The 24,692-nt window shown below is 68.9% G+C and carries 22 protein-coding genes and 1 pseudogene; 9 read left to right on the top strand and 14 right to left on the bottom strand.

All coding sequences use genetic code 11. The annotated features are described in order from the left end of the window. Positions 1-101: 101 nt before the first annotated feature. From ACFY6U_RS40965 to ACFY6U_RS40945, 5 genes are all read right to left on the bottom strand, one after another. Positions 102-560 (bottom strand): hypothetical protein, encoded by a 459-nt coding sequence (locus ACFY6U_RS40965; RefSeq protein WP_390046665.1) that lies wholly within the window; start codon positions 558-560, stop codon positions 102-104. A 183-nt stretch (positions 561-743) separates the two neighbouring features. Next, positions 744-3,038 carry a peptidoglycan binding domain-containing protein gene (locus ACFY6U_RS40960; protein ID WP_390046663.1) on the bottom strand — a complete coding sequence of 765 codons (2,295 nt, stop codon included), beginning with the start codon at positions 3,036-3,038 and terminating at the stop codon, positions 744-746. 156 nt (positions 3,039-3,194) lie between these two features. Continuing rightward, positions 3,195-3,611 (bottom strand): DUF6113 family protein, encoded by a 417-nt coding sequence (locus tag ACFY6U_RS40955; protein WP_390046661.1) that lies wholly within the window; start codon positions 3,609-3,611, stop codon positions 3,195-3,197. After that, positions 3,608-4,474, bottom strand: coding sequence for an N-acetyl-1-D-myo-inositol-2-amino-2-deoxy-alpha-D-glucopyranoside deacetylase (gene mshB, locus ACFY6U_RS40950; protein ID WP_390046659.1), 867 nt, complete (start codon positions 4,472-4,474; stop codon positions 3,608-3,610). The genes ACFY6U_RS40955 and mshB overlap by 4 nt, the downstream gene beginning before the upstream one ends. Positions 4,475-4,545: 71 nt before the next feature. Next, on the bottom strand, positions 4,546-4,740 hold the full coding sequence (locus ACFY6U_RS40945) for a hypothetical protein (protein WP_089098958.1): 195 nt from the start codon (positions 4,738-4,740) through the stop codon (positions 4,546-4,548). A gap of 202 nt (positions 4,741-4,942) precedes the next feature. Between ACFY6U_RS40945 and ACFY6U_RS40940 the strand changes: the two genes are divergently transcribed. Continuing rightward, positions 4,943-7,069, top strand: coding sequence for a prolyl oligopeptidase family serine peptidase (locus tag ACFY6U_RS40940; RefSeq protein ID WP_390046657.1), 2,127 nt, complete (start codon positions 4,943-4,945; stop codon positions 7,067-7,069). A gap of 189 nt (positions 7,070-7,258) precedes the next feature. Here ACFY6U_RS40940 and ACFY6U_RS40935 read toward each other — a convergent pair whose 3' ends face one another. The 5 genes from ACFY6U_RS40935 to ACFY6U_RS40915 are packed head-to-tail and all read right to left on the bottom strand — an operon-like array spanning position 7,259 to position 12,830. Beyond that, the gene (locus ACFY6U_RS40935; protein WP_390046655.1) at positions 7,259-8,320 is read right to left on the bottom strand and encodes an ABC transporter ATP-binding protein; all 1,062 of its coding nucleotides are present in this window, start codon (positions 8,318-8,320) and stop codon (positions 7,259-7,261) included. Further along, complete coding sequence (locus ACFY6U_RS40930; RefSeq protein WP_390046653.1) at positions 8,313-9,287, bottom strand: ABC transporter ATP-binding protein; 975 nt, start codon at positions 9,285-9,287, stop codon at positions 8,313-8,315. Before ACFY6U_RS40930 ends, ACFY6U_RS40935 begins: the two co-directional genes overlap by 8 nt. Before the next feature lie 8 nt (positions 9,288-9,295). Continuing rightward, positions 9,296-10,276 carry an ABC transporter permease gene (locus ACFY6U_RS40925; protein WP_390046651.1) on the bottom strand — a complete coding sequence of 327 codons (981 nt, stop codon included), beginning with the start codon at positions 10,274-10,276 and terminating at the stop codon, positions 9,296-9,298. Continuing rightward, the gene (locus tag ACFY6U_RS40920; RefSeq protein WP_390046649.1) at positions 10,269-11,192 is read right to left on the bottom strand and encodes an ABC transporter permease; all 924 of its coding nucleotides are present in this window, start codon (positions 11,190-11,192) and stop codon (positions 10,269-10,271) included. Before ACFY6U_RS40920 ends, ACFY6U_RS40925 begins: the two co-directional genes overlap by 8 nt. Before the next feature lie 6 nt (positions 11,193-11,198). Continuing rightward, entirely contained in the window at positions 11,199-12,830 is a 1,632-nt protein-coding gene (locus ACFY6U_RS40915) for an ABC transporter substrate-binding protein (RefSeq protein ID WP_390046647.1), read from the bottom strand. Between the two features lie 561 nt (positions 12,831-13,391). Between ACFY6U_RS40915 and ACFY6U_RS40910 the strand changes: the two genes are divergently transcribed. The 5 genes from ACFY6U_RS40910 (at position 13,392) to ACFY6U_RS40890 (ending at position 19,456) form a co-directional block, all read left to right on the top strand. Further along, entirely contained in the window at positions 13,392-14,381 is a 990-nt protein-coding gene (locus ACFY6U_RS40910) for an ABC transporter permease (protein WP_390046645.1), read from the top strand. An 82-nt stretch (positions 14,382-14,463) separates the two neighbouring features. Then, entirely contained in the window at positions 14,464-16,221 is a 1,758-nt protein-coding gene (locus ACFY6U_RS40905; protein WP_390046643.1) for an ABC transporter substrate-binding protein, read from the top strand. Between the two features lie 97 nt (positions 16,222-16,318). Beyond that, positions 16,319-17,299 (top strand): ABC transporter permease, encoded by a 981-nt coding sequence (locus ACFY6U_RS40900; RefSeq protein ID WP_390046641.1) that lies wholly within the window; start codon positions 16,319-16,321, stop codon positions 17,297-17,299. Positions 17,300-17,345: 46 nt separating this feature from the next. Next, positions 17,346-18,386 carry an ABC transporter ATP-binding protein gene (locus ACFY6U_RS40895; protein WP_390046639.1) on the top strand — a complete coding sequence of 347 codons (1,041 nt, stop codon included), beginning with the start codon at positions 17,346-17,348 and terminating at the stop codon, positions 18,384-18,386. Positions 18,387-18,412: 26 nt separating this feature from the next. Next, entirely contained in the window at positions 18,413-19,456 is a 1,044-nt protein-coding gene (locus tag ACFY6U_RS40890; RefSeq protein ID WP_390046637.1) for an ABC transporter ATP-binding protein, read from the top strand. Between the two features lie 133 nt (positions 19,457-19,589). Here ACFY6U_RS40890 and ACFY6U_RS40885 read toward each other — a convergent pair whose 3' ends face one another. The 3 genes and pseudogenes from ACFY6U_RS40885 to ACFY6U_RS40875 form a co-directional block, all read right to left on the bottom strand. Then, the gene (locus ACFY6U_RS40885) at positions 19,590-20,849 is read right to left on the bottom strand and encodes an MFS transporter (RefSeq protein ID WP_390046635.1); all 1,260 of its coding nucleotides are present in this window, start codon (positions 20,847-20,849) and stop codon (positions 19,590-19,592) included. Between the two features lie 93 nt (positions 20,850-20,942). Then, positions 20,943-21,827 carry a hypothetical protein gene (locus ACFY6U_RS40880; RefSeq protein WP_390046633.1) on the bottom strand — a complete coding sequence of 295 codons (885 nt, stop codon included), beginning with the start codon at positions 21,825-21,827 and terminating at the stop codon, positions 20,943-20,945. Then, a pseudogene (locus tag ACFY6U_RS40875) lies at positions 21,827-22,235 on the bottom strand (ATP-binding protein). The gene ACFY6U_RS40880 and the pseudogene ACFY6U_RS40875 overlap by 1 nt, the downstream one beginning before the upstream one ends. Before the next feature lie 199 nt (positions 22,236-22,434). Between ACFY6U_RS40875 and ACFY6U_RS40870 the strand changes: the two are divergent. Both ACFY6U_RS40870 and ACFY6U_RS40865 read left to right on the top strand, forming a co-directional pair. Further along, positions 22,435-23,286, top strand: a complete 852-nt coding sequence (locus ACFY6U_RS40870; RefSeq protein WP_390046631.1) for a helix-turn-helix domain-containing protein — start codon at positions 22,435-22,437, stop codon at positions 23,284-23,286. 7 nt (positions 23,287-23,293) lie between these two features. Continuing rightward, a complete protein-coding gene (locus ACFY6U_RS40865; RefSeq protein WP_390046630.1) occupies positions 23,294-23,536 on the top strand; it encodes a DUF397 domain-containing protein in 243 nt (80 codons plus the stop codon). Here ACFY6U_RS40865 and ACFY6U_RS40860 read toward each other — a convergent pair. Further along, complete coding sequence (locus ACFY6U_RS40860) at positions 23,476-23,865, bottom strand: VOC family protein (protein ID WP_390046628.1); 390 nt, start codon at positions 23,863-23,865, stop codon at positions 23,476-23,478. The genes ACFY6U_RS40865 and ACFY6U_RS40860 overlap by 61 nt on opposite strands. Positions 23,866-23,949: 84 nt before the next feature. Between ACFY6U_RS40860 and ACFY6U_RS40855 the strand changes: the two genes are divergently transcribed. Continuing rightward, the gene (locus ACFY6U_RS40855) at positions 23,950-24,690 is read left to right on the top strand and encodes a class I SAM-dependent methyltransferase (RefSeq protein WP_390046626.1); all 741 of its coding nucleotides are present in this window, start codon (positions 23,950-23,952) and stop codon (positions 24,688-24,690) included. Positions 24,691-24,692: the final 2 nt, after the last annotated feature.

The raw sequence follows: 24,692 nt of genomic DNA, 5'->3' as shown, positions 1-24,692 counted from the left end.
AGAGCCGCATGACAGATGTCATGAGCAGCACCTGACATGCGCGAAGGGGCGCCCGGTGAGCACCGGGCGCCCCGTTGGCCGCATTCCTCAGGACACGCTGATCAGCATCCTCGCGTGCCGCTCTCGATGTAGGACTCCGTACCGCCCCACCAGATTCCGCCGACAGCCGCGACACAGTAGTTCGCCGTGCCGGTCACGCCGACAGGACCCGCCTGGTACGAGTAGGATCCGCTGTCCACAGGGGAGTTTTGGGTCGGGGTGCAGACCTTCCCCGTGCCCGACGTCTGCGAGCAGCGAAGGATCTGGACGTCGGTGGGAGCGGCAACGCCGTAGGACACTCCACGATGGTAGAAGCAGGCGCTGTTGGTGCCGCCGTTGCTGCTGTTGTAGTAGATGACCAGCTCACCTATGACGCTCCCGCTACGGGAGACGGTCGCGTCGTAGGTGATGGTACCGGAGCACGAGGTGGCGGCCTGCGCCGGAGACGCGAGGAACAGACCGGCTCCGGCGAGCATGAGCAGACTGGAAAGGAAGACCATGGTGCGACGGATCATGCGCATGCAGATTCCTGTCCGAGTCGAATGCCGACGAGATGGATCTTGCAGCGAGCCGGGACCCCGTATCACCGCCCATAAGCTCAACTCTCGTTAATTAAGCGGCAGTTGGCACCAGCCCTCGACCATGACACACAACGAGAGAGGGCACCCGGTGATCACCGGGTGCCCTCTCTCGTTGTTGTTCGACTAGCTCGGGTTCGTCTTGATGACACCCACCCGGTTCGTCTTGCTCAGCAACGCCTGGCGCAGGGCGACGTAGACGTCCTGCGGGGTGACGGCCGTCTTCTCGCCGCTGGCGCGGGTGATCTTGACGCCGTCGAAGGTGCTGCCGTAGAGCTCCTTGAGCGCGTTCAGGTCGGGGCTGTCGACGAGCTTGCCGTTGACGGCCTTGACCCGGAGGAACTTCCACAGGGAGTTCTGCGGGCTCATCGGCAGCGGGACGCCGGTGTCCGTCTTGACCGTGACCAGCCCCGACATCGCCGGCTCCGCGAACGCCTTCATCTCGCGGTCGACCTCCGCCTTGGAGACCGTCGGCTGCACGGTGGTCGTCGGGACGGTCACCGTGGAGGAGGTGTTGGTCTCCACCATGGTCTGGTAGGCCTGCTCGACCGCCTTCATCGAGGCGGCCGCGTCGATGCCCTTGCCCGCCTTGCCGTAGACCGCGACGGCCTTGCCGGAGGTGAACTTGATCGTGCCCTCGGTGACCGAGCCGGAGCTGCCGCCGAGGTCCTTGAGGGCGGCCTGGAGCTTCTCCTCGTCGACCGGCATGACCGGGTCGACGACCCGCTTCTGGCCGAACAGGGAGCCGATCACGGAGACCGGGTTGTAGTCGCTCTTGGCGGCCGCCTCGACGGTGTTCTGCATGTCGAACTGGAGGCCCGCCTGGTCCGGCGGCAGCGAGACGGTCTTGCCGCCGACGGACAGCTTCAGCGGCTGGTTCACCCGCTTGCCGAACACGTCGTCGAGCTTCTTGACGGCGTCATCACGGGTGCCGCCGCCGATGTCGACGCCGAGCACGGTGGTGCCCTTGGGCACGTCGGAGTGGTTCATGAGCAGCCCGGCGCCGTAGACGCCGAGGCCGGCCACCACCACGACGCCGCCGAGCAGGGGCAGCTTGCCGCGCTTCTTCTTGGCCTTCGCCTTGCCCTTGCCCTTGGCCTCGGCCGGGGGCGGCGAGACCGGCTCGGGCAGCTTCGGGGGCGTGTGCGGCAGCGGCCCGGTGCCGGGGGCGCCCGGCGCGAAGGGGGAGTCGGCGCCCGGCGGCACGACCGGGATGCCGCTGGTGACGGTGTGTCCGGAGACGTTGCCCGCCGGGGCGCCGTAGCCGGGCGTGCCCGGTTCGGGGGCGGGCTTCTGCGGGGTGAGGATCGCGGTGTCGTCGCTCAGGCCGCCGCCGGGGACGGCGAGTCCGGGACCGGCGGGTGCGGTGCGCGCGCCGGGCCGGGCCTGGGCGCTGCGGGCGCGAGGCCCGCCGCCGGGGCCCGCGGGACCGCTCGGGCCGCCGAAGGGCTCGCCGCCGTTGACCGGCGGGACGAACGGGCCGTCGCCGGTGACCGGGCCGCCGGTGGGGCCCGCCGGGCCCTGCGGGCCGCCGAGACCGCCGGGACCGCCCGGGCCGCTGAAGCCGCTGGGGCCGCCGGGACCCGCCGGGCCGCCGCCGGGCACACCGGGGCCGCCCTGGGCGCCGTTCTGGCCGCCGTTGTCGGAGAAGTACGGCAGGTCGTCGCGGCGGGCGTCGCCGCCACCCGTCGCGCCGCCCCGGGAGCCGCCGAGCGGACCCGCGGCAAGCGCCTCGGTCACGTCGAAGGAACCGGTGCCGCCGCCGTGGCCGGGGGCCACCGGGCCGCCGGTCGCGCCCGCGGGCAGCCCCGCGCCGTTGGTCCCGCCGGGCCGGGACGCGCCCGGCACGCTCATGGAGCCGACGACACCGCCGGGGCGGCCGCCGTTCGCGGCGCCGGAGCGGGGGGCACCGCCGCCGTTCGGACGCGCCGCACCCGGAGCGTTCGGTGAAGCAGCGGGCGAACCGCCGGGTGTACCCGCCCCGTTGGCGGCGCCGGCGCGCTGTCCGCCCTTGGCGGGGCCGGACTTGCGTGGCGCGAACCAGTCGGTGGTGGGCGCCGGTTCGGCGGCGGGCGGCTCGGCGTTGCCGGTGGGCGTGGCGGCACCCGCCGGGCGCGCGTGCGTGCCCGTCTCCTCGCCCGTACCGCTCTTGCCGCCCCCGACGGCCGTGCCGCCCTCGACGTCCGCGACGGGGGTACGGACGACCACGGGCGGAATCGGCCGGGAGCCCGGGATGTTGATCCGGATCCGGGTCGTCAGCGTGGTCTCGGTCTTGCGTTCCTCCGGCTGCGCGGCCGAACGGGCCGCGTCCGTACCGTCGTCGGAAGCCATGGGGGTCCCGTACGGCGGCGTGCCCGAGGGGTATGCGGATCCACCGCGCCCGTCGGGCCCGGAGGACGGAGTGTCAGTTTCACGACTCAAGGCAGGTTCTCCCGGTTGGCTCCACCGCCCGTGACGACCTCGCTGGGACGGCTCGGCGGCGCGCACCACCATACTGGCCACTTCTGACGCTTATCCCATGACCGCTGGGGAAACCCACACCGGACTCGCACGGGCGCCCCACGGCGAAGTGGTACGTCACTTGCCAAGTCGGGCGCCGCCCGCTTCGGGTTGCCGCCCCAAACCTGTTGTGGCGCAGATCACAGCCAGCGCCATGCCGCCGAGCAGGAAGAGGTACGACCCGCCGCCCGCGCCGAACAGGAAGTCACCTTCCGGTCTGCTGGCGGTGAGGAAGATGACGGCGACGACCCAGCCGAACGCGGGTGCGACGGCTCCGGAGCGGCTCGCCACGGCCCGGGCCCCGCCGAGGAAGAGCCCGGCGGCGCCGGCCAGGGCGAGCAGCAGCCCGCCCGGGAACCAGCCGGCCTGGACGAGGGCGCCCGCGGCGCCGACCACGGCCCCGAGCAGGACCAGCCCGACGAGGGCCGCGGTCCGCCCGGCCGAGGGCGCCCGCAACGGTTGCGCGAGCATCGATCCGCGTTCGCCGGAACTCATGACGCCTCCCCGAGGCCCGCGAAGAGATCGGTCTCGCGCGCCGCGCCCGGCTCGCCGCCCGCCAACTCGTAGAACTCCGTGGTGAACAAGGGCTGGGCCAGCTCGTTGGAGAGCACGAAGTAGCGGGCGCCGTCCGGTGCCACCTCGACCTGGGTGGCGTGGGCGGCCATCGCGGCGGCCTTCGCGCCGGCGTACGAGGTGCCGTCGATCTCCGTGGTGACCCGGCGGTCGTCGACCACGCCCGGTACGTCGTCGACGGCGGCGGACTTGGCGAAGGGCAGCCCCGGCAGGTCGTCCTGGAGCCTGGCGAAGGCGGCCTCGGCGACCGTGCGCGGGACGCGGTTCCAGTAGACCTTGGGGATGCGGTGACCGGCCTCGGCGGCCAGTTCGACGGCTCTCATGGCGACGCGGTGCGCCTGGATGTGGTCCGGGTGGCCGTACCCGCCGTTGTCGTCGTACGTGACGACGACCTGCGGGCGGGTCTCCAGGATGACCTCGGCCAGGTGTCCGGCGGCCTCGTCGACGTCGGCCTGCCAGAAGCAGTCGGGCGCGTCGTTGTCGGGCGTGCCCATCATTCCGGAGTCGCGGTAGCGGCCGGGGCCGCCGAGCAGCCGGAAGTCGGCCACGCCGACCTCGCGCATGGCCGCGGCGAGCTCCCCCAGCCGGTACTCGCCCAGCGCGGGGCCGGTGAGATGCCGCAGCTCGGGCGGGATGACCTCGCCACCCTCGCCCAGGGTGCAGGTGACCAGCGTCACATGGGCACCCTGGGCCGCATAGCGGGCCATGGTGACGCCGTTGTTGATCGACTCGTCGTCCGGGTGCGCATGCACGAGCAACAGACGCCGGGAGGGCAGTTCCGTCATGTGCCCACCCTACGAAACGACACCGACAGTGCCGCGCAGCCCGGGTCGACCGGTGCGAAAAGTGACCGGGGTCAGAACTTGATGCTGCCGATCATGCTGGCGACGTTGGTCGTCAGATCGCTGATCGTCGGCGCGATGGTCGAGGAGGCGAGATAGAAACCGAGCAGCATGCAGACGACCGCATGACCGCCTTTCAGGCCTGACTTCTTGATCAACAAGAAGACGATGATCGCCAGCAGCACCACCGCCGAAATCGAGAGTGCCACGGCGGCTCACCTCCAAAGATCCCAGGGATGCGGGGGGTTCGGACTATGGGGGTTGTAGATCACGTTGTAGATCGGTACAGCAAATCCATGCGCACGCCAGCAGGTTCATACCCACTCAGCGGTAGTGATCATAACTATGCGTGCTCGCGCATCGCTCGGCGCACGGCCGCACAAGGGGGCGCATGGCCAATATGGTCGGGGGATGACGACCGAGGCTGTCTCATTCCCCCGCCGGCACGCCCGCACCCAGCGTTTCACGCTCGGCGCGCCGCGCGCGTTCACCGTGGCCCCCGACGGCTCCCGCGTGGCGTTTCTGCGCTCCGGTTCCGGCACCGACCGCGCCAACTCCCTCTGGGTCCTCGACGTACCGAGCGGCGAGGAGCACCTCGCTGCGGACCCGCGCACCCTGCTCGGCGGCGCCGAGGAGCATCTGTCGCCCCAGGAGCGGGCACGTCGCGAACGCAGCCGGGAGGGCGGTGCCGGCATCGTCGGCTACGCCACCGACGCGGCCCTGGAGTTGGCGTCTTTCGCCTTGTCAGGACGGCTTTTCACGGCCGAGCTCAGGGCCGGTACGACACGTGAACTCACCGTCCCCGGGCCGGTGATCGACCCGCGCCCGTCCCCCGACGGCCGTCATGTCGCGTACGTCGCGGCGGGCGCCCTGCGGGTAGTGGGCGCCGAGAACGAGGGCGACCGGGCGCTCGCGGAGCCGGAGTCGGAACAGGTCACCTACGGATTGGCCGAGTTCATCGCGGCCGAGGAGATGGGGCGTTCACGGGGCTTCTGGTGGTCGCCGGAGTCCGACCGGCTGCTCGTGGCGCGCGTGGACGACACGCCGGTACAGCGGTGGTGGATCGCCGACCCCGCCCACCCGGAGCGTGAGCCACATCATGTCGCCTACCCGGCGGCGGGCACCGGGAACGCGGACGTACGCCTGTTCGTCCACGGCCTCGACGGGGAGCACACGGAGGTCTCCTGGGACCGGGCACGCTATCCGTACGTGGCGCATGTGCACTGGTCAGAGGCAGGCGCCCCGCTCCTGCTCGTACAGGCGCGCGACCAGCGCAGCCAGCTGTTCCTGGCCGTGGACCCGAGGTCGGGGGCGACCCGGATGGTGCACGCCGACGAAGATCCAACATGGCTTGAACTGTTCGGCGGGGTGCCCTGCTGGAGCCCCTCTGGACAGCTGGTCCGGATCGCCGACGAGGGCGGCGCCCGGGTGCTCGCGGTGGGTGAACGGCCGCTCACGGGACCCCAGTTGCACATCCGTGCGGTTCTCGACGTGACCGCCGATGACGTGCTGGTTTCCGCGTCCGCCGGCGAGGGGGCCGAGTCCCCCGAGATCGGCGAGGTTCACGTCTACCGTGTGAACGAGCTCGGCGTGGAGCGCGTGTCGCAGGAGCCGGGCGTGCATACGGCGGTGCGCGCCGGGGGCGTGACCGTACTGGTCTCCGCCACCCTGGACCGCCCGGGCGCCCGCACCCAGGTCCTGCATGACGGAAAGCATCTGGCGACTGTCACGTCGTACGCCGAAGACCCCGGTTTGTCCCCGCGTGTGACGCTCACCGAGGGGGGCGCACGCCGAATTCCGTGCGCCGTGCTTATGCCACAGGACTACCACGGGGACACACCCCTTCCGGTTTTGCTCGACCCGTACGGGGGTCCGCACGGCCAGCGGGTGGTCGCCGCGCACAACGCCCACCTGACCTCCCAGTGGTTCGCCGACCAGGGCTTCGCGGTGATCGTCGCCGACGGCCGGGGCACCCCGGGCCGCTCCCCCGCCTGGGAGAAGGCCATCAAGGACGACGTCGCGGCGATCGTCCTCCAGGACCAGGTCGACGCCCTCCAGGCACTCGCCGCCGACTTCCCCCTCGACCTGACCAAGGTGGCGATCCGCGGCTGGTCCTTCGGCGGCTACCTCGCCGCCCTCGCGGCCCTGCGCCGCCCGGACGTCTTCCACGCTGCGGTGGTGGGCGCCCCGGTGACCGACCTGCGCCTGTACGACACCCACTACCAGGAGCGCTACCTCGGCCACCCCGGCGAGCAGCCGGAGGTCTACCGCCGGAACTCGGTGATCGACGACGCCGGCCTGGTCGACGCCGCCGAGCCGCACCGCCCGATGATGATCATCCACGGCCTGGCGGACGACAACGTGGTCGTGGCCCACTCCCTCCGCCTCTCCAGCGCCCTGCTGGCAGCGGGCCGCCCGCACGAGGTGCTCCCGCTGTCGGGCGTCACGCACATGACCCCACAGGAACAGGTGGCGGAGAACCTGCTGCTGCTCCAGCTGGACTTCCTGAGGAGGTCTCTGGGCCTGGCGGCCCGTTAGGGGCGCGGCGAACTGCGCGACCAGCCACACACAACCGGCACACGGCAACGGGCCGGAGCGACATGGCGCGCTCCGGCCCGTTTACGGCACCCGCACGGCCGTACGCTGAAAAGCGTGCCGCGTCCGTATATCGAGACCGGGTCGGCGAAGTTGCCTGCGTGTTAACGCGATTGATACACATTCACCCCGTTACGCACCCGGGTTACCAAGATCGTTCGGCGGCACGACCTGCTTCTCCTCCGCAAAGTGGCAGGCGGAGTCATGCGCGGCCGGCCCCGACGCGAGCCGAAAAGCGGCGGGCACCGCGAGCAACGGCACCTCCACCGCACACCGCTCCTCGGCCTTCCAGCACCTCGTGCGGAACCGGCACCCCGACGGAATGTTCGTCGGCGACGGCACGTCCCCGCTCAGGATGATCCGCTCCCGGTGCTCCCGCGCCTCCGGGTCCGGTACCGGCACCGCGGAGAGCAGGGCCTGCGTGTAGGGGTGGGTCGGATGGTCGTAGATCTCCTCGTCCTTGCCGATCTCCACGATCCGCCCGAGGTACATCACCCCGACCCGGTCCGAGATGTGCCGCACGATCGACAGGTCGTGGGCGATGAAGACGTACGACAGGTCGAAGTCGTTCTGCAGCCGGTCGAGCAGGTTGATCACCTGGGCCTGCACGGAGACGTCGAGCGCGGACACCGGTTCGTCGGCGACGATCACCTCGGGGCGCAGCGCCAGCCCCCGGGCGATGCCGATGCGCTGCCGCTGGCCGCCGGAGAACTGGTGCGGATAGCGGTTGATGTACTCCGGGTTGAGCCCCACGACGTCCAGCAGCTCCTGGACCCGTCTGCGCCGGTCGCCCTTGGGAGCCGCCTCGGGATGGATCTCGTACGGCTCCCCGATGATGTCGCCGACGGTCATGCGGGGGTTGAGTGAGGTGTACGGGTCCTGGAAGACCATCTGGATGTTGCGGCGGACGGCCTTGAGCGCCCGCCCGCTCAACCTGGTGATGTCCTCGCCCTTGTACTTGATCAACCCCGCCGTCGGCCGCTCGAGGTTGACGAGCATCTTGGCGACCGTCGACTTGCCGCAGCCGGACTCCCCGACGATGCCGAGCGTCTCTCCCTTGTTGAGCACGAAGTCGACACCGTCGACGGCCTTGACGGCCCCGATCTGCTTCTTGAACAGGATGCCCTGGGTCAAGGGGTAGTACTTGACCAGTCCACTCACTTCCAGGATCGGCTCAACCACCCTCTCAACCATTGAGGCACTCCCTCCAGAAGTGACAGGCACTGCCCCGGTGTTGATCCACGTCGTACAGCGGCGGCTCGTCGGTACGGCACACGTCCTGGGCCATCGGGCAGCGCGGGTTGAAGGCGCACCCCGGCGGGATGCTCATCAGGTTGGGCGGCAGGCCCTTGATGGCGTAGAGCTCCTGGCCCTTCTGGTCGAGGCGCGGGATCGAGTCCAGAAGTCCGCGGGTATAGGGGTGGGCCGGCGCCTTGTAGATGTCGTGCACGGGCGCGGACTCGACGATCCGCCCCGCGTACATCACGGCGATCCGGTCGGCGACGTCGGCGACCACCCCCAGGTCGTGGGTGATGAGGATCAGCCCCATGTGGTACTCGCGCTGCAACTCCGCGAGCAGGTCCATGACCTGGGCCTGCACGGTCACGTCCAGGGCGGTGGTCGGCTCGTCGGCGATGATGAGCGCCGGTTCCAGGGCCAGCGCCATGGCGATCATGATGCGCTGGCGCATGCCTCCGGAGAACTGGTGCGGATAGTCCCGCACCCGCTGGGCGGCGCCCGGGATCCGCACCCGGTCCATCAGCTCGACGGCCCTGGCCCGGGCGTCCTTCCTGGACATCCCCCGGTGCACGACGAACATCTCGCCGAGCTGGTCGCCCACGCTCAGCACCGGGTTGAGCGCCGACAGCGCGTCCTGGAAGATCATCGCCATCTCGGCGCCCCGGATCTTCCGCCGCTCCTCTTCCTTCAGCTTCAGCAGGTCGCGGCCCCGGAAGAGGATCTCGCCCCCGCCGATCCGCCCGGGCGGCACGTCCAGGATCCCCATCACGGCCTGGGCGGTCACCGACTTCCCCGACCCCGACTCGCCCAGCACGGCCAGCGTCTCCCCGGCGTCGACGGCGTACGAGACGCCGTTGACCGCCTTGGCGACCCCGTCTCGCGTCCGGAACTCCACGTGCAGATCGCGCACTTCGAGCAGCACGGCGGCGCTCACCTCAGCTTCGGGTCGAGGGCGTCGCGCACCGCGTCGCCGAGCATGATGAAGGCCAGGACGGTGAGCGCGAGGGCCCCGGAGGGCCACAGCAGGGCGTGCGGGGCGTTGCGGATGTAGGGGGAGGCGGCGGAGATGTCGATGCCCCAGGAGACGCTGGGCGGCTTCAGACCGACGCCGAGGTACGACAGGGTCGCCTCCAGGGCGATGTAGGTGCCGAGGGCGATGGTCGCGACGACGATCACGGGGGCCACCGCGTTGGGCGCGATGTGCCGCAGCAGGATCCGCGAGTTGGAGGCGCCGAGGGCGCGGGCGGCCTGGACGTAGTCGTTCTGCCTGGCGGTGATCACCGAGCCGCGGGCGATCCGGGAGATCTGCGGCCAGCCGAGCAGCACCATGAACCCGATGACCGGCCAGACCGTATTGCTCGTCACCACCGAGAGGAGGACGAGACCGCCGAGGACGACCGGGATCGCGAAGAAGACGTCGGTGATCCGGGACAGCACCGAGTCCCAGATGCCGCCGAAGAACCCGGCGAGCCCGCCGAGCACCGACCCGAGCAGCGCGACCCCGAGCGTGGCGCAGACGCCCACCGTGACGGACGTACGGGCGCCGTAGACGGTCCGCGTGTAGACGTTGCAGCCCTGCCCGTCGTAGCCGAAGGGAGCGCCCGGCTGGGAGCCCTCCTGGGCCTTGGCGAGGTCGCACTTGAGGGGGGAGCCGGAGGCGATCAGGGACGGCCACAGGGAGATGACGACGAGGAAGAGGATGACGAGGGCGGAGACGAGGAAGACGGGGTTGCGCCGCAGGTCCCGCCAGGCGTCCGACCAGAGCGAGCGGGGCTTGGCCGCGGGCCCGGTGCCGAGCGGTCCGCCCGGCGTCCGCTCCAGCGTCTCGGCCTCGCTCGCCGCCAGGTCCATCGCACCGCCCATGCCCGTCCCGGCGATGGCCCGGTCCTGCTCGAACGGCTGCTCAGGCATAGCGGATCCTCGGGTCGAGTACGGCGTAGAGCAGGTCCACCAGGAGATTGGCCACCAGGAACACCAGGACCAGCACGGTCACGAAACCCACCACCGTCTGGGTGTTCTGCCGCAGGATGCCCTGGTAGAGCTGGTAGCCGACACCGTGGATGTTGAAGATCCGCTCGGTGACGATCGCGCCGCCCATCAGCGCGCCGATGTCGGTGCCGATGAAGGTGACGACGGGGATGAGCGAGTTGCGCAGCAGGTGCCGTGCGACGACCCGGCGCCGGGGCAGCCCTTTGGCGACAGCCGTACGGACGTAGTCGCTCCGCCTGTTCTCGGCGATGGAGGTGCGGGTCAGCCGGGTGACATAGGCCAGCGACACGGAGGCGAGCACCAGCCCCGGCACGATCAGCTCGCCGAAGGTGGCCTCCGGGGAGACGGAGGGTTTGATCCATCCCCACTCCACCCCCAGCAGCAGCTGGAGCAGCAGACCGGTGACGAAGGTCGGCACGGAGATGACGACCAGGGTGGCCAGCAGCACTCCGGTGTCGACGGGCCGCCCGCGCCGCAGTCCGGTCAGCACGCCCAGCGTGATGCCGATGACGATCTCGAAGACGATGGCCACGATCGTCAGCCGGATGGTGACGGGGAACGCGGTGGACATCAGCTCGGTGACCGGCTGCCCGTTGAACGCCGTACCGAAGTCGCCGGTGAAGACGTTCCCCATATAGGTGAGGTATTGCTGCCACACCGGCTTGTCGAGTCCGAACTCCTTCTTCAGCTGGGCGGCGGTCGCCGGATCGCAGGCCCGCTCACCGCACAGCCCCGCGATCGGGTCGCCCATGACGTTGACCATGAGGAAGATCAGCAGCGTGGCCCCGACGAACACCGGGATCATCTGGAGCAGCCGCCGGACGACGTAGCGTCCCATGCCGGTTCAGCTGACCTTGATCTCGTTGTAGACGGGGACGCTGAACGGGTTGAGAGCCACGTTCGACAGCCGCTCGGAATAGCCGGCGCTGCCGTTCTGGTACCAGAGCGGAATGGCGGCCATGTTGTCGCGGACGACTTCCTCGGCCTGCTGGAAGGTGGACACGGCCTTGGCGGTGTCGGTCTGGGCGTTCGCCTGGTCGACGAGTCTGTCGAAGTCCTTGTTGGACCACTTGCCGTCGTTGGAGGAGGCGTTGGTGTAGTAGAGCGGCTGCAGGAAGTTCTGGATGAGCGGGTAGTCCATCTGCCAGCCCGCGCGGAACGGTCCGGTCATCTTGTGCTGACCGATCTGGTTCCGGAAGTCGGCGAACGTACCGACCGGGTTTCCCACACACGCCTTGTCGTTGCCCAGCGCGTTGTTGATCGAGTTGCACACGGCGTCCACCCACATCCTGTGCGAGCCGGTGTCGGCGTTGTACGTGATCTTGAGTTGACCGCCGGGCAGCCCCCCGCCCTCCTGGATGAGCCTCTTGGCCTGGGCGGGGTCGTAGTCGCAGGCGCTTCCGCACAGCCCTTCCTTGAAGCCGCCGTCCGCGCCGAGCACCGGCGAGGTCCAGTCGGTGGCGGGGGTCCGGGTGTTCTGGAAGATGGTGTCGGTGATCTGCTTGCGGTTGATCGCCATGGAGAGGCCGGTGCGGACCTTCTCCGCTCCGCTCTTGCTCCAGGCGCTGTCGTAGTAGGGGAAGGCGAGCGTCTGGATGATGCCGGCCGGAGTGTTGATGTAACGGCTGCCGAGATCGCTCTTGACGTTCTTCAGCTGCGACGCGGGAACGTCGTCGACGAGGTCGAGGTTGCCGGCGATGAGATCGGTGTAGGCGGTGTCGCTGTCCGTGTACACCTTGAGGGTCACTCCGCCGTTCTGCGCCTTGTCGGCGCCGGGGTAGCCGTCCCACTTCTTCAGGGACATCTGCGAGCCCTTGGTGTAGGACTCGATGCGGTACGGCCCGTCGCCGACCGGCTGCGCCAGCCAGCCGGCGTGGTCGGTGAAGAAGGACTGCGGCAGCGGGGCGAAGGCCGCGTAGCCGAGGGTGTCGGGGAAGCTGGAGAACTTCTGGTTGAGCGCGACGGTGAAGGTCTTGTCGTCGACGACCTTCAGACCGGAGAGCGTGTCGGCGCTCTGTGAGCCGGTGTCCGGGTGGATCTTGTCGTAGCCCTGGATGTAGCCGAAGAAGTAGGCGTTCTTCTGGTTGTTCTTGAGGCTCGCTCCGTAGTTCCAGGCGTCGACGAACGACTTGGCGGTCACCTTCTCGCCGTTGCTGAACGTCCAGCCGTCCTTGAGGGTGATCGTGAAGTTCTGCGAGTCGCTCGTGTCGATCTTCTGGGCGAGCATGTCCTCGGCCTTGCCGGTCTTCGGGTCGTACTTCTTCAGACCCCGGAAGATCATGTCCAGGACCTTGCCGCCCTGGACTTCGTTGGTGTTGGCCGGCTCCAGGGGGTTCTGCGGGTCGCCCCAGGAGGAGCTGAGCACGCCGCTCTCGCCCCCGCCGCCCCCGCTGCCGCCGCCGCCCCCGCAGGCCGTGGCGGCGAGCGCCACCACGACCGCGCAGGCCGCCCCTCGGGCGTGCGTGGCTGAACGCATGGCCTGCCTCCTCCGTGAAGGGTGATCGGTGGACCGGCGGATCCACAGATGACCCGCTATCGGTCAATATCGACCAAACAGGTCGATACCGCTCACTCACTGCCCCGAACGGAGGCCCCTCGGGGCCCCATGGCGACCTTTAGAGGGACACGTCACCCGATTGCAGGCACCCCTCCGGGACCCCTTTGAGGATCTTGTGGCGGCGACGCAACGGATCTCCGCGCAACGATGCCGAAACGTTGGATTACGACCCACCGATGTACGCATTTCGGCACCCTCGCGTCCGCATAACGAACTCATTGCCCGTTTCGCGCAGTTCGCCCGAACTAAAGCACGGTGCGATTACGACGCGCTACCCGCGTAGCTACGGAACGGTCAAGGCCAGGCAAAGAAAGTAAAGAGAAACCCAAGCCGCCCGAGAATTTATTGACCTTGAATGAATTGCGTTGAAAAAGTCCGGCGTAGCCCGTAGGGGAGTGTGCCCTGCGGAGTCATCAGACCCTCCCTTGGGCCAGGAGCACCATGACCCCCCCAACTCCATCCGCGGCTGCCCCGCTCGAGGTGACCGACGAGACCGCGAAGAAGTCGACCACTTCGGACGGTTCGAAGGGCAGCGAGAGCAGGTCGCCGGGCCGCCTGGCCTGGAAGCGCTTCAAGCGCGACCGGACGGGCGTTATATCCGCTTACGTCGTGATCTTCTTCTTCGTGATCGGCATCGCGGCACCGTTGATCGCGAAGCTGTACGGGAAGAACCCGTACACCACGTACACCACCCAGCACCCTGAGCTGCTCAACGCCTTCTCGTACCCCGCAGGGCCCAACGGAGGTATGAGCTCGGACTTCTGGTTCGGCATCGAACCCCAGCTCGGCCGGGACGTCTTCACGTTCCTGCTGTACGCGATCCGCAACTCGCTCGGCATCGCGACGGCCGCCGCCCTGCTCACCACGGTCCTCGGCGTCGTGATCGGTGTCACGGCGGGCTACCTGGGCGGCAAGACGGACTACCTCGTCGGCCGGATCATCGACATCCTGCTGTCGTTCCCGTCCACGCTGTTCTTCATCGCGTTCATGCCTGTCGTCTTCGGGTTCTTCGTCGCCCCCGACGACAACATCCCGACCTGGCTGCGCGCCACCGCTCTGATCCTGGTCCTTTCCGCCTTCGGCTGGGCCTCCATCGCCCGACTGCTGCGTGGCCAGGTGCTCGGTCTGCGCGAGCGGGAGTTCGTCGAGGCGGCGAAGGTCACGGGCGCGTCACCGATGCGTGTCGTGTTCAAGGAACTGCTGCCCAACCTCTGGACTCCGATCATCATCCAGTCCACGCTGCTCCTCCCCGCCTACGTGACTGCGGAAGCGGGTTTGGCCTTCCTCGGCGTAGGCATGATCGACCCGACCCCCGACTGGGGCGTGATGATCGGTCGTGGCGCGCAGTTCTACACCGAGGACATCACCTTCATGCTCTTCCCGGGCATCTCCATGGTGATCTTCGTCCTCGCCTTCAACCTGCTCGGCGACTCCGTGCGCGACGCGCTCGACCCGAAGTCCAAGCGGTAGCACTCCCTGCACCATCCGGCCCGGTTCGATGACGTCCGGCTGGTTCCGACCATCCGAATTGACCCCTATAGGCAGGCTCAGCATGTCCTTTTCTCGCAGAAACTTCCTGATCGCCACCGGTGTGGCGGCGGCTTCCACGACCGTGCTGAGCGCGTGCAGCAGCGGTGACGACAGCAAGGGCTCGTCCAAGGTCCCGTCCGTCTCCGACGCGAAGACCATGAACATCCCGGTCGGCACCAAGGCGGACTCCACGGGCCCGGCGCCCGAGGTCGCCGGTGCGGTCAAGGGCGGCACGATCTACTCGCTCGACCAGTTCGACATGGACCACCTGGACCCGGCGCAGATCTACGTCTCCACCGAGGGCGCCATCACCCGCCCGATCCTGCGTGGTCTGACCGGCTACAAGGTCGACGACAAGGGTGGCGCCACGCTCGTCGGCGACGTCGCGACCGACGCCGGCACCATGAAGGACGGCGGCAAGACCTGGTCGTTCACGATCAAGGACGGCATCAAGTGGGAGGACGGCACCGACCTCTCCATGGACGACGTCCGCCACACCTTCGAGCGCCTCTTCGCCTCGTTCGTCACCGAGGGTCCCCGCTACGTCCAGCAGTGGCTGGTCGGCGGCGACAAGTACAAGGGCCCCTACGACGGCAAGAGCCTGTCCTCGATCGAGATCTCCGGCAAGACGATCACGTTCACCCTCAACGAGGCCCGCACCGACTTCAACTACACGCTGGGCATGCCCGGCTACGGCCTGGTCAACAAGAAGAAGGACACCAAGGAGAAGTACGACAAGCGTCCGTACTCCCTTGGCCCCTACAAGATCGACAGCCGGAGCATCGGCAAGTCGATGACCTACGTGCGCAACGAGCACTGGGACGCCGCCACGGACTCGATCCGCAACGCGTACCCGGACAAGTACATCTTCCAGTTCGGCTTCCAGCCGGTCGCCTCCACCGACCGCTACATCGCGGACAAGGGCAACGACCAGTACGCGATGTCGATCTTCAACGAGGTGGCGGCCGAGCGCACCGCGCAGGTCCTCACCAACGCCACGCTGAAGAAGCGTGTGCTGACCCAGGTCGACACGGTCACCTACTACTGGCCGATCAACATGACCCGGATCAAGGACCTGAAGGTCCGCCAGGCGATCAACTGGGCGTGGCCGCACCAGCAGCTGCAGACCATCCGCGGCGGTGCGTCCACCAGCGAGCTGGCCAGCACCATCCTCAGCCCGGTGACCCCCGGCTACAAGAAGTTCGACCTGTACGGCGTGACCACGAAGCCCGGCGGCGACCCGGCCAAGGCCAAGGCGCTGCTGAAGGAGGCCGGCAAGGTCGGCCAGAAGCTGGTCATCGCCTACCAGCAGTCGGACAACGCGGTGAAGCAGGCCGTGGCCATCAAGAACGCCCTTGAGGCGGCCGGCTTCCAGGTCGTCAACCAGCAGGTCGACAAGACGACCTTCTACACCCAGATCGGCAAGATCGACAACGGCTACGACCTGTTCGCGGCCGGCTGGAGCCCCGACTGGCCGAACGGCTACTCGGTCTTCTTCCCCTGCTGGAGCGGCAAGAACATCGGCGACGGCCGCAGCAACTACGCCCAGCTGAACGACCCGAGCGTGAACAAGGCGATCGACGCGGCCGCCAAGATCGCCGACGTCGACGAGGCCAACAAGGCCTGGGGCGCCATCGACAAGCAGATCATGGAGCTGGCGGCGGTCGTCCCGGACTACCACTCCATCCGCAACTGGATGTACGGATCCAAGGTCGGCAACGTCGTCTACGACGCCGGCAACACCTGCGTCGCGCTCTGCAAGCTGTACGTCAAGAAGTAAGCGCGCAAGACCCTCCGGGGGCGGCCACGACCTGGCCGCCCCCTCCGGCCCACCCCCACCCCCCGGCGACGGCGCCCCGTCCGGAAAGTCACGCCCCATGTTCCGCTTCCTTGTCCGCCGAGTCTTCGGCGCGCTGGTCATCCTCTTGATCATCAGCGCCGTCACCTTCTGGCTCTTCTACGCCATCCCGCGTGACCCCGCCACGATGTCCTGCGGCAAGAACTGCACGCCCGACATGCTCAAGCAGGTCCGGCACAACCTGGGCATCGACCACCCCGTTCCGGTCCAGTACTGGTACTGGCTCAAGGGCATCTTCGTCGGGCGCAGCTACGGCGACTTCGGCAACTGCAACGCGCCGTGCCTCGGGTACTCGTTCGCCAACCGCGAGCCCGTCCTCGGCACGATCATGGACCGGCTCCCGCTGACCCTGTCGCTCGCCTTCGGCTCGGCCGTCGTCTTCCTCTTCTTCGGTATCGGCGCCGGCATGCTCGCCGCCGTGAAGCAGGGCAAGTGGCAGGACAAGGTCGCCAGCTCGGCGTCGCTGGTCGCCTCCTCGATGCAGATCTACTTCGTCGGCTACATCGCGATGTACTTCTTCGTCGCCAAGCTCGGCATCCTGGACAACCCGTCGTACACCCCCCTCACCCAGAACCCGGTCGAGTGGGCCTCCGGTCTCCTGCTGCCATGGCTGGTGCTGGCCCTGATCTGGACCGCCAACTACACCCGTATGACGCGCTCCCAGCTGGTCGAGACGCTGAGCGAGGACTACGTCCGCACGGCCCGTGCCAAGGGCCTCTCCCGTCGGAACGTCTTCTTCCGGTTCGCCTGGCGCGGCGCGATGGGTCCGATCGTCACGATCTTCGGCATCGACCTCGCCACGCTCATCGGCGGCGCGATCATCACCGAGACCGTCTTCAGCCTCCAGGGCGTGGGCCAGCTCGCCCTGAAGTCCGTGGACCAGAGCGACCTGCCCATGGTGCTCGGCGTGACCCTGCTGTCCGCCGGCGCGATCGTGATCTTCAACATCATCGTGGACGCCGTCTACGCCCTCATCGACCCGCGGATCCGGCTCGCCTGACCTCCGCCCCACCCCCAACCTCGCATCACCCCCCAGGAGCGTCCCCGTGACGAGCACCGATCAGCAGCCGTTCCTCTCCGTCAAGGACCTCAAAGTCCACTTCTCCACCGAGGACGGCATCGTCAAGGCCGTCGACGGGCTCAGCTTCGACATCGCCAAGGGCCAGACGCTCGGCATCGTCGGTGAGTCGGGCTCCGGCAAGTCCGTGACCAACCTGACGATCCTGGGTCTGCACGACCCGGCCCGCACTCAGATCGACGGCGAGATCCTGCTCGACGGCCAGGAACTCCTCACGTCGTCCGAGCGGGAGCTGGAGAAGCTCCGCGGCAACAAGATGTCGATGATCTTCCAGGACGCGCTGGCCTCGCTGTCGCCGTACCACACCATCGGGGCCCAGATCGCCGAGGTGTACCGCAAGCACACCGGCGCCTCCAAGAAGGAGGCCCGGGCGCGGGCGATCGAGATGCTGAGGCGGGTCGGGATCCCCCAGCCGGACGTCCGGGTCGACGACTACCCCCACCAGTTCTCCGGCGGTATGCGCCAGCGCGCGATGATCGCGATGGCTCTGGTCTGCGACCCCGAACTGCTGATCGCCGACGAGCCGACCACCGCGCTCGACGTGACGGTCCAGGCCCAGATCATGGACCTGCTCAAGGACCTCCAGCAGGAGTTCGGCACGGCGATCATCTTCATCACCCACGACCTCGGAGTCATCGCCGACATCGCGGACGACGTCCTGGTGATGTACGGCGGCCGGTGCGTGGAGCGGGGCACCAAGAAGCAGGTCCTGGGCTCGCCGCAGCACCCGTACACGCTGGGCCTGCTCAACTCCATGCCGAGCCTCGACGGACCGGTCGACATCCCGCTGTCGCCGATCCCCGGCTCGCCGCCCTCGCTGCTCAACCCGCCGTCCGGCTGCCGTTTCCACCCGCGATGCGCGTTTGCGGAAAAGGTCGCGGGCGGCAGGTGCTCCAGCGAGCAGCCGCCGCTCGAACTGGTCGAGGGCCGCGGCTCCGCCTGCCACCTGGAACTGAGCAAGCGCGACGAGCTCTTCGCCGACTACGCGGCCACCGCCGGCCACAACTGACGGACACGAGACGGGACTTCACGACCATGAGCAACACCAACCCCCTCCTGGACGTCTCCGGGCTGGCCAAGCACTTCCCGATCAAGGGCGGTTTCCCGATCCGGCGGACGGTCGGCGCGGTGCAGGCGGTGGACGGCCTCGACTTCCAGGTCGCCGAGGGCGAGAGCCTGGGCCTGGTCGGCGAGTCCGGCTGCGGCAAGTCGACCACCGGACGCCTGATCACCCGCCTGCTTGAGCCGACCGGCGGCAAGATCACTTACCGCGGCCAGGACATCACGCACGCCAACCGCCGGCAGCTGGCGCCGATCCGGTCCGAGATCCAGATGATCTTCCAGGACCCGTACGCCTCGCTGAACCCCCGCCAGACGGTCGGCAAGATCGTCGCGGGTCCGATGGAGATCAACGGCATCAACCCGGCGGGCGGGCGCGAGAACCGGGTCCGCGAGCTCCTGGAGATCGTCGGCCTGAACCCGGAGCACTTCAACCGCTTCCCGCACGAGTTCTCCGGCGGCCAGCGCCAGCGCATCGGCGTGGCCCGCGCCCTGGCCCTGGAACCGAAGCTGATCGTCGCCGACGAGCCGGTCTCCGCGCTCGACGTCTCCATCCAGGCGCAGGTGGTGAACCTTCTCCAGAAGGTCCAGAAGGAACTGGGCATCGCCTTCGTCTTCATCGCCCACGACCTCGCGATCGTGCGGCACTTCTCACAGCGCGTCGCGGTCATGTACCTCGGTAAGATCGTGGAGATCGCCGACCGCGAGGACCTGTACGACAACCCGCGCCACCCCTACACGCGGGCCCTGCTGTCCGCCGTGCCCGAGGCGACGGTGGACGTGGAGCCGCGCGAGCGGATCCGCCTGGTCGGCGACGTCCCGTCCCCGATCAACCCGCCGTCCGGCTGCCGTTTCCGCACCCGCTGCTGGAAGGCGACGGAGAAGTGCGCGACGGAGGCCCCGCCGCTGGTCCAGGCCGACGGCAACAAGCCCGGCCACCTCACCGCGTGCCACTACCCTGAGGTGCAGGACGTGATTCCCGCCCCGCGTCTCTCCAAGGACCCCGAGGCCGCGGCCTGACACACCCCTTTTCCGTCAGCCGCCGCCTGCGGAACGGACTTTCATTGGCCCATTGACCCGAGCCCTGAACGTCCGCTCCAGGGGAGCAAGGGCCCGCACCTCCCCAGGTGCGGGCCCTTCTCATTGCCGTACGTCAGGAAGCGGTGGTGGCTTCGAGGAGCTCGGGCCGGTCCGCACCCGGTGTGGCCCGCAGGGACCGCACCCCGGGCGACAGGAGCGCGGCCAGGGTGGCCGCGACGATCAGGGTCGCGCAGACGATCAGCATCCGGTCGGTGCCGAAGGCGTCGGCGGCGGGGCCTGCCAGCGCGAGGCCGAGGGGAGCGAGGGTGAGCGAGCCGAACAAGTCGTAGGAGCTGACCCGGGACAGAGCTTCCTCGGGGACTTCGCGCTGCAGGGTGGTGGCCCACAGCACGCCGAAGAAGTCCAGGCTGACGCCGGCGGTGAAGGCGCCCGCGGCGACGGCCCACAGCGGTGCTCCGGCCCCGAGGAGGGCCGGTGGCAGGGCGGACGGGAGGGTGAACAGGACCGCCGCCAGGATCGGCCGGGTGACGCGCGCCCGGGCCGCGATCCCGGCGCCCGCCACGGCCCCGAGCGCCTGCGCGGCCACCACCAGCGACCAGGCGCGGGCGCCGCCGAAGTGGGCCCGCGTGGCCAGCGGCCCCAGTACGCCGGCGTTGGCGTTCGTGGCGGCCACCACCAGCGAGAACTGGACGACGACCACCCACAGCCACTGCCGGGAGGCGAACTCCCGCCAGCCCTCGCGCAGATCGGCCCAGCCCGAGGCGGACTTCCGTCGCCGACGCGACAGCCGCAGGGAGGCGGTGAGCGCGGCGCTGACCACGAAGGAAAGTCCGTTGATGGCCAGCGCCCAGCCCGCGCCGACCCATGCCACCGTCACACCCGACAGGGCCAACCCCAGCAGGAGGGAGGTGTTGGTGCCGACCCGCAACAGACCGTTGGCTCGCTGGAGCGCCTCGGACGGCACCAGCCGCGGGATGACCCCCTCCATCGCCGGCGAGAAGAGAGCGGTCGCGGTGCCCGCCGTGACCGCGAGCGCGCACAGCGCGGCGACAGGGGCATGGCCGGTGAGCACCATGGCCGCGAGTCCGCCGTAGGACAGGGCACCCAGCACGTCCGCCACCGCCATCAGCGCGGAGCGAGAGACCCGGTCCGCGATCACCCCGCCGACCAGGACCAGCGCGAGCTGCGGGACCGCCTGGCAGGCGACGACGAGCGAGAGGTCACCCGGGGTGGTGCCCGGCAGCGAGAGCACCGCGAAGGCCAGCGCGATGCGGGCGAACCCGTTGCCGAGGACGGAGATGATCCGGGCGAACGCGAGGCGCACGAAACCGGGGTTGCGCAGCAGGGAAGGGGGATGCTCAGCGGCAGACATGGACGGGCACCTTACGCCCTGGCCGCCTCGGACGGGTCACCGTCACGCCCCCTTCCCGCCAAGTACGGATCACGGGTCGAGCCGCCCCGCTCTTCAGGCCTCGACGAACAACTCCGCAGCGTCCGTGACGTGCACCGCCCGCTGGGCCCAGACTTCGAGCTGGTCCAGATCGGTACAGGCGCCCACCCGCTCGCGGACCGCATCACTCACCGGGACACCACGCCACTCCAGGACACGCAGCACCATCTCGGCGCACTGCTGAACCCGCCCCTCCTCGCGCCCCTCCGCCCGCACCTGCTCCGCCAGCGGGTGCCGCCAGAAGTACTGCATCGCCGTCATCAGGTCCCTCCACATCTGCTTCGCCCGGGGATCGACCAGGCACGAATCGACGAACTGCACAAACACCGCGGCACTGTCGCGGTCGATGGTCTTCAGGGCGGCTGCCAGCGATTCCGGTATGGCCGCAGCATTCCGGCCCCGCCCGTGTGTCATGGCCGAAAGCACCGCAAGGGGTACGTCCCGTACCGCCTCCCGCTCATCCGCGATCACCGGCACGTTCTCCGGCCCCAGCACCAGCGGCCGCACCGTCAGCGACTCCCACCCCCGCAGGCCAAGCTGGATCGGCTGCGCCGCCCACTTCGCCGTCGCGGCGCTCTGCGTGATCACGATGAGCACCGGCTCACACCGATACTTCTCATACAGATACGACAAGTAGTACGGCCAGCTCCCCCGCTTACGGCCGTCCACCTCCCCCTGCGACTCGACCACCAGGAGATACGTCCCCTCGTCCGTCTCCGCCCGCAACAACGTGTCCACCCGACGCTCGACCGGCTCGATCTCCGTCAGGTCCACGTTCATCGCCGCGAACTCCCGCGTCTCGGGAAACGGCACCCCCAGCACCCGCTGCAACGCATGCGTCAGCAACCCCGGATCCTTCTGGAAGATCCGGTGCAACGCCTCGTGCGACGACCCCACCATCACGCCACCCCCAACTCACACCACACGAACTTGCCCCCGCTCCCCGAACCGGGACGACGGCTGCCAGCCCCAGCCGTCCGCACACGCCACCACCAGCCCCAACCCCCGCCCTGCCTCTTCGAGCTCCGTCACCACCCCCAACGACCCCGGCGGCTCCGGAGGCACGGGATCCGCATCCCACGCCCCGATCCACACGATGCCCTCCGGGGAGCGCCGGACCGTGAGGGCGGCCGGCCCCTTCGTGTGCCGCACGGCATTGGAGACCAGCTCGGCGGCAAGCAGTTCCGCGGTGTCCGTGAGGCCGATCAGACCGTGCATCGTCAGAATCAGACGCAGGGTGCGACGGCAGATGGTGACCGATCTGAGGTCGTTGGGGACGTAGAGCGTGTAGTCCCAGGTCTCGGGCATGCGTCATCAACTCCGGTCGAATGAAGGGGATTTCACGCACGGTGGCATCGCCGCACGACAGAGGCGCGGTGCACTTCCACAGCGTGTCCGTTACGTCACCGACAGTAGGGGTCAATTTTGGCACCGCGCAAGTCGTTGCCGTAATCTAGCGCTCGAACGAGTCACTGCCCCGGTGCGGTTGGGGGCGGAGGAGGAAGCCATGCCACGCCGACAGCAGGCGACCGCACGTCAACAGCGGCTGGGTGCTGAGCTGCGGAAACTGCGTGAGGCGGCGGGGCTCAAAGGACGTGACGCCGCTGACCTGTTGGGAACCGACTCTGCTCAGGTGAGCCAGTTCGAGGCCGGTCTCGCAGGCGTCAGCGAGGCGCGCGTACGCAGGATCGCGGCCCACTACGCCTGCACGGACCAGGAACTGGTGGACGCTCTCGCGGCGATGGCCGCCGATCGAACTCGCGGATGGTGGGAGGAATATCGAGGGCGTCTACCCTCGCCGTTCCTCGATCTGTCGGAGCTGGAGTACCACGCCACCTACCAGTGGAACGTTGAGTTCCTTTTCGTTCCCGGGCTCCTTCAGACCGAGGACTACGCAAGGGCGCTCTTCTCGTCACGCGTTCCCCAACTTCCGGAAGAAGAGAGGGAACTGCGCGTCCGGCACCGGATGCAGAGGCGCGCCGTTCTGGAGAAGGCACCGCTCGTACCGTACGAGGCCGTGATCCACGAAGCGGCGCTCCGGATAATGGTGGGCAGCCGCGCCGCCGCCCGGGTTCAGCTCACCCGGGTGCTGGAGCTCTCCGAAGCCGAGGGCACCTCGGTACGTGTGATCCCCTTCGCCCTGGAGCACTTCATCGATGTGGGCGCCGCCATGGTGTACGCCGGAGGCACCGTCCCCAAGCTGGACACCGTCGTACGCGACGGACCTCACGGAACGGGCTTCGTCGACTCCGAAGCACAGCTGGGCGTGTTCCGAACACACTTCCGTAGATTGGAGTCGGTGTCACTCGACCCTGGCCGGTCGCGTGACTTCATCCACAGTCTGGCGAAGGAGCTGTGAGGCGCTCATGACCGACCTCGACAACTGGCGCAAGTCGTCCTACTCCGGCGGCGGCGACGGCAACGCCTGCGTCGAAGTCGCCCACCGGGGGACCCACATATCCGTCCGCGACTCCAAAGCCCCGACCAGAGCCACCCTCACCTTCCGCCCCCACGCCTTCGCCGCCTTCCTCGGCGCCCTGGGGGCCGCTCATCCCCGAGCCACCAGCTCCACCTCGAAGCCGTCCTCGTTCTCGAGGTACGCCGCGTAGTGGTCCGGGCCCCCGGCGTACGGGTGGCGGTCCGGGAACAGCGGCGTCCACCCGTGTGCCGGTGCCGTCCGGGTCAGCGCGTCGACCGTCGCCCGGTCCGGTGCGTGGAACGCCAGGTGGTTCAGGCCCGGCCGCATACGGTCGTGCCCGGCGCCGCCGCCCCGCATCGCGGGTGAACGCTCGACCACGACGTACGTCTCCCCCAGCCGCCAGCTCCGCCCGTCCGGCCAGTTCTGGTACGGCGCCCAGTCCAGGCTTTCCAGCAGCCAGCCCCAGGACTCCGTCGCCCGGTCCAGGTCCGGCACCCACAGCTCTACGTGATGAAGCACCCACACCCCAAAGGAACTTGAGAGAAGTTCAAGAAGAGGGCCGTTCCTGACCCTGTGTTCAACATCATGTGGCACACTGCCGCGGTGGTCGATCATTCGTACGCGGATCTCTCGCTCGCCGCGCTCTACGACAGCCTCAACCCGTGGGGGCCGGGTGACGACTTCTACCTGGACCGGGTGATGTCCGCATCGTCCGTGCTCGATGTCGGCTGCGGTACCGGGCGGTTGCTGCGCGGGGCGCGGGCCGAAGGGCACGGTGGGCGGCTGATGGGGCTCGAGCCGGCCGCGGCGATGCTCGTGCAGGCGCGTCGGGCCGAACCCGGTGTGGAGTGGGTGCTCGGGGATCTGCGGGCCCGCCGCTGGGAGGGCCACGACTTCGAGCTCGTCGTGATGACCGGTCACGCCTTCCAGGAGCTGCTCGGCGACGATGACCTGCGGGCCGCGCTGACCGCCGTACGCGCCGCCCTCTCCCCCACCGGCCGGTTCGTCTTCGAGACCCGTAACCCCACGGCGCGCGCCTGGGAGACCTGGACACCGGACCGCGTGCACCACGCCACCGACCCGGACGGCCGTCAGGTCCGCGTCTGGCACGAGGTCGACGGTTCCCCGGTCGGGGACCGGGTGACCTTCACGGAGACGTACGAGGGTGGAGCCTTCGCGCACCCCCAGGTATGCCGCTCCACCCTCCGCTTCCTCGCTCCCGACGCCCTCGCCGGATTCCTGGGCGCCGCCGGTCTGGAGGTCGTCGAACAGTACGGCGACTGGGCGCGCGGGCCGGTCACCTCCGGGAGCCCGGAGATCATCACCGTCGCGCGGCACCGGTAGGA

It is taken from the genome of Streptomyces sp. NPDC013157, from assembly GCF_042899865.1.
In the GTDB taxonomy this organism is placed as follows: Bacteria; Actinomycetota; Actinomycetes; order Streptomycetales; family Streptomycetaceae; genus Streptomyces.
This window is presented reverse-complemented; position numbering and strand designations above follow the sequence as displayed.

Coding starts and splice junctions, on each gene's coding strand:
- ACFY6U_RS40915 (WP_390046647.1), bottom strand. CDS start 12,830: ATGCGTTCAGCCACGCACGCCCGAGGGGCGGCCTGCGCGGTCGTGGTG.
- ACFY6U_RS40880 (WP_390046633.1), bottom strand. CDS start 21,827: ATGGTGGGGTCGTCGCACGAGGCGTTGCACCGGATCTTCCAGAAGGAT.
- ACFY6U_RS40965 (WP_390046665.1), bottom strand. CDS start 560: ATGCGCATGATCCGTCGCACCATGGTCTTCCTTTCCAGTCTGCTCATG.
- ACFY6U_RS40905 (WP_390046643.1), top strand. CDS start 14,464: ATGTCCTTTTCTCGCAGAAACTTCCTGATCGCCACCGGTGTGGCGGCG.
- ACFY6U_RS40925 (WP_390046651.1), bottom strand. CDS start 10,276: ATGCCTGAGCAGCCGTTCGAGCAGGACCGGGCCATCGCCGGGACGGGC.
- ACFY6U_RS40955 (WP_390046661.1), bottom strand. CDS start 3,611: ATGAGTTCCGGCGAACGCGGATCGATGCTCGCGCAACCGTTGCGGGCG.
- ACFY6U_RS40865 (WP_390046630.1), top strand. CDS start 23,294: ATGACCGACCTCGACAACTGGCGCAAGTCGTCCTACTCCGGCGGCGGC.
- mshB (WP_390046659.1), bottom strand. CDS start 4,474: ATGACGGAACTGCCCTCCCGGCGTCTGTTGCTCGTGCATGCGCACCCG.
- ACFY6U_RS40885 (WP_390046635.1), bottom strand. CDS start 20,849: ATGTCTGCCGCTGAGCATCCCCCTTCCCTGCTGCGCAACCCCGGTTTC.
- ACFY6U_RS40870 (WP_390046631.1), top strand. CDS start 22,435: ATGCCACGCCGACAGCAGGCGACCGCACGTCAACAGCGGCTGGGTGCT.
- ACFY6U_RS40900 (WP_390046641.1), top strand. CDS start 16,319: ATGTTCCGCTTCCTTGTCCGCCGAGTCTTCGGCGCGCTGGTCATCCTC.
- ACFY6U_RS40890 (WP_390046637.1), top strand. CDS start 18,413: ATGAGCAACACCAACCCCCTCCTGGACGTCTCCGGGCTGGCCAAGCAC.
- ACFY6U_RS40920 (WP_390046649.1), bottom strand. CDS start 11,192: ATGGGACGCTACGTCGTCCGGCGGCTGCTCCAGATGATCCCGGTGTTC.
- ACFY6U_RS40940 (WP_390046657.1), top strand. CDS start 4,943: ATGACGACCGAGGCTGTCTCATTCCCCCGCCGGCACGCCCGCACCCAG.
- ACFY6U_RS40935 (WP_390046655.1), bottom strand. CDS start 8,320: ATGGTTGAGAGGGTGGTTGAGCCGATCCTGGAAGTGAGTGGACTGGTC.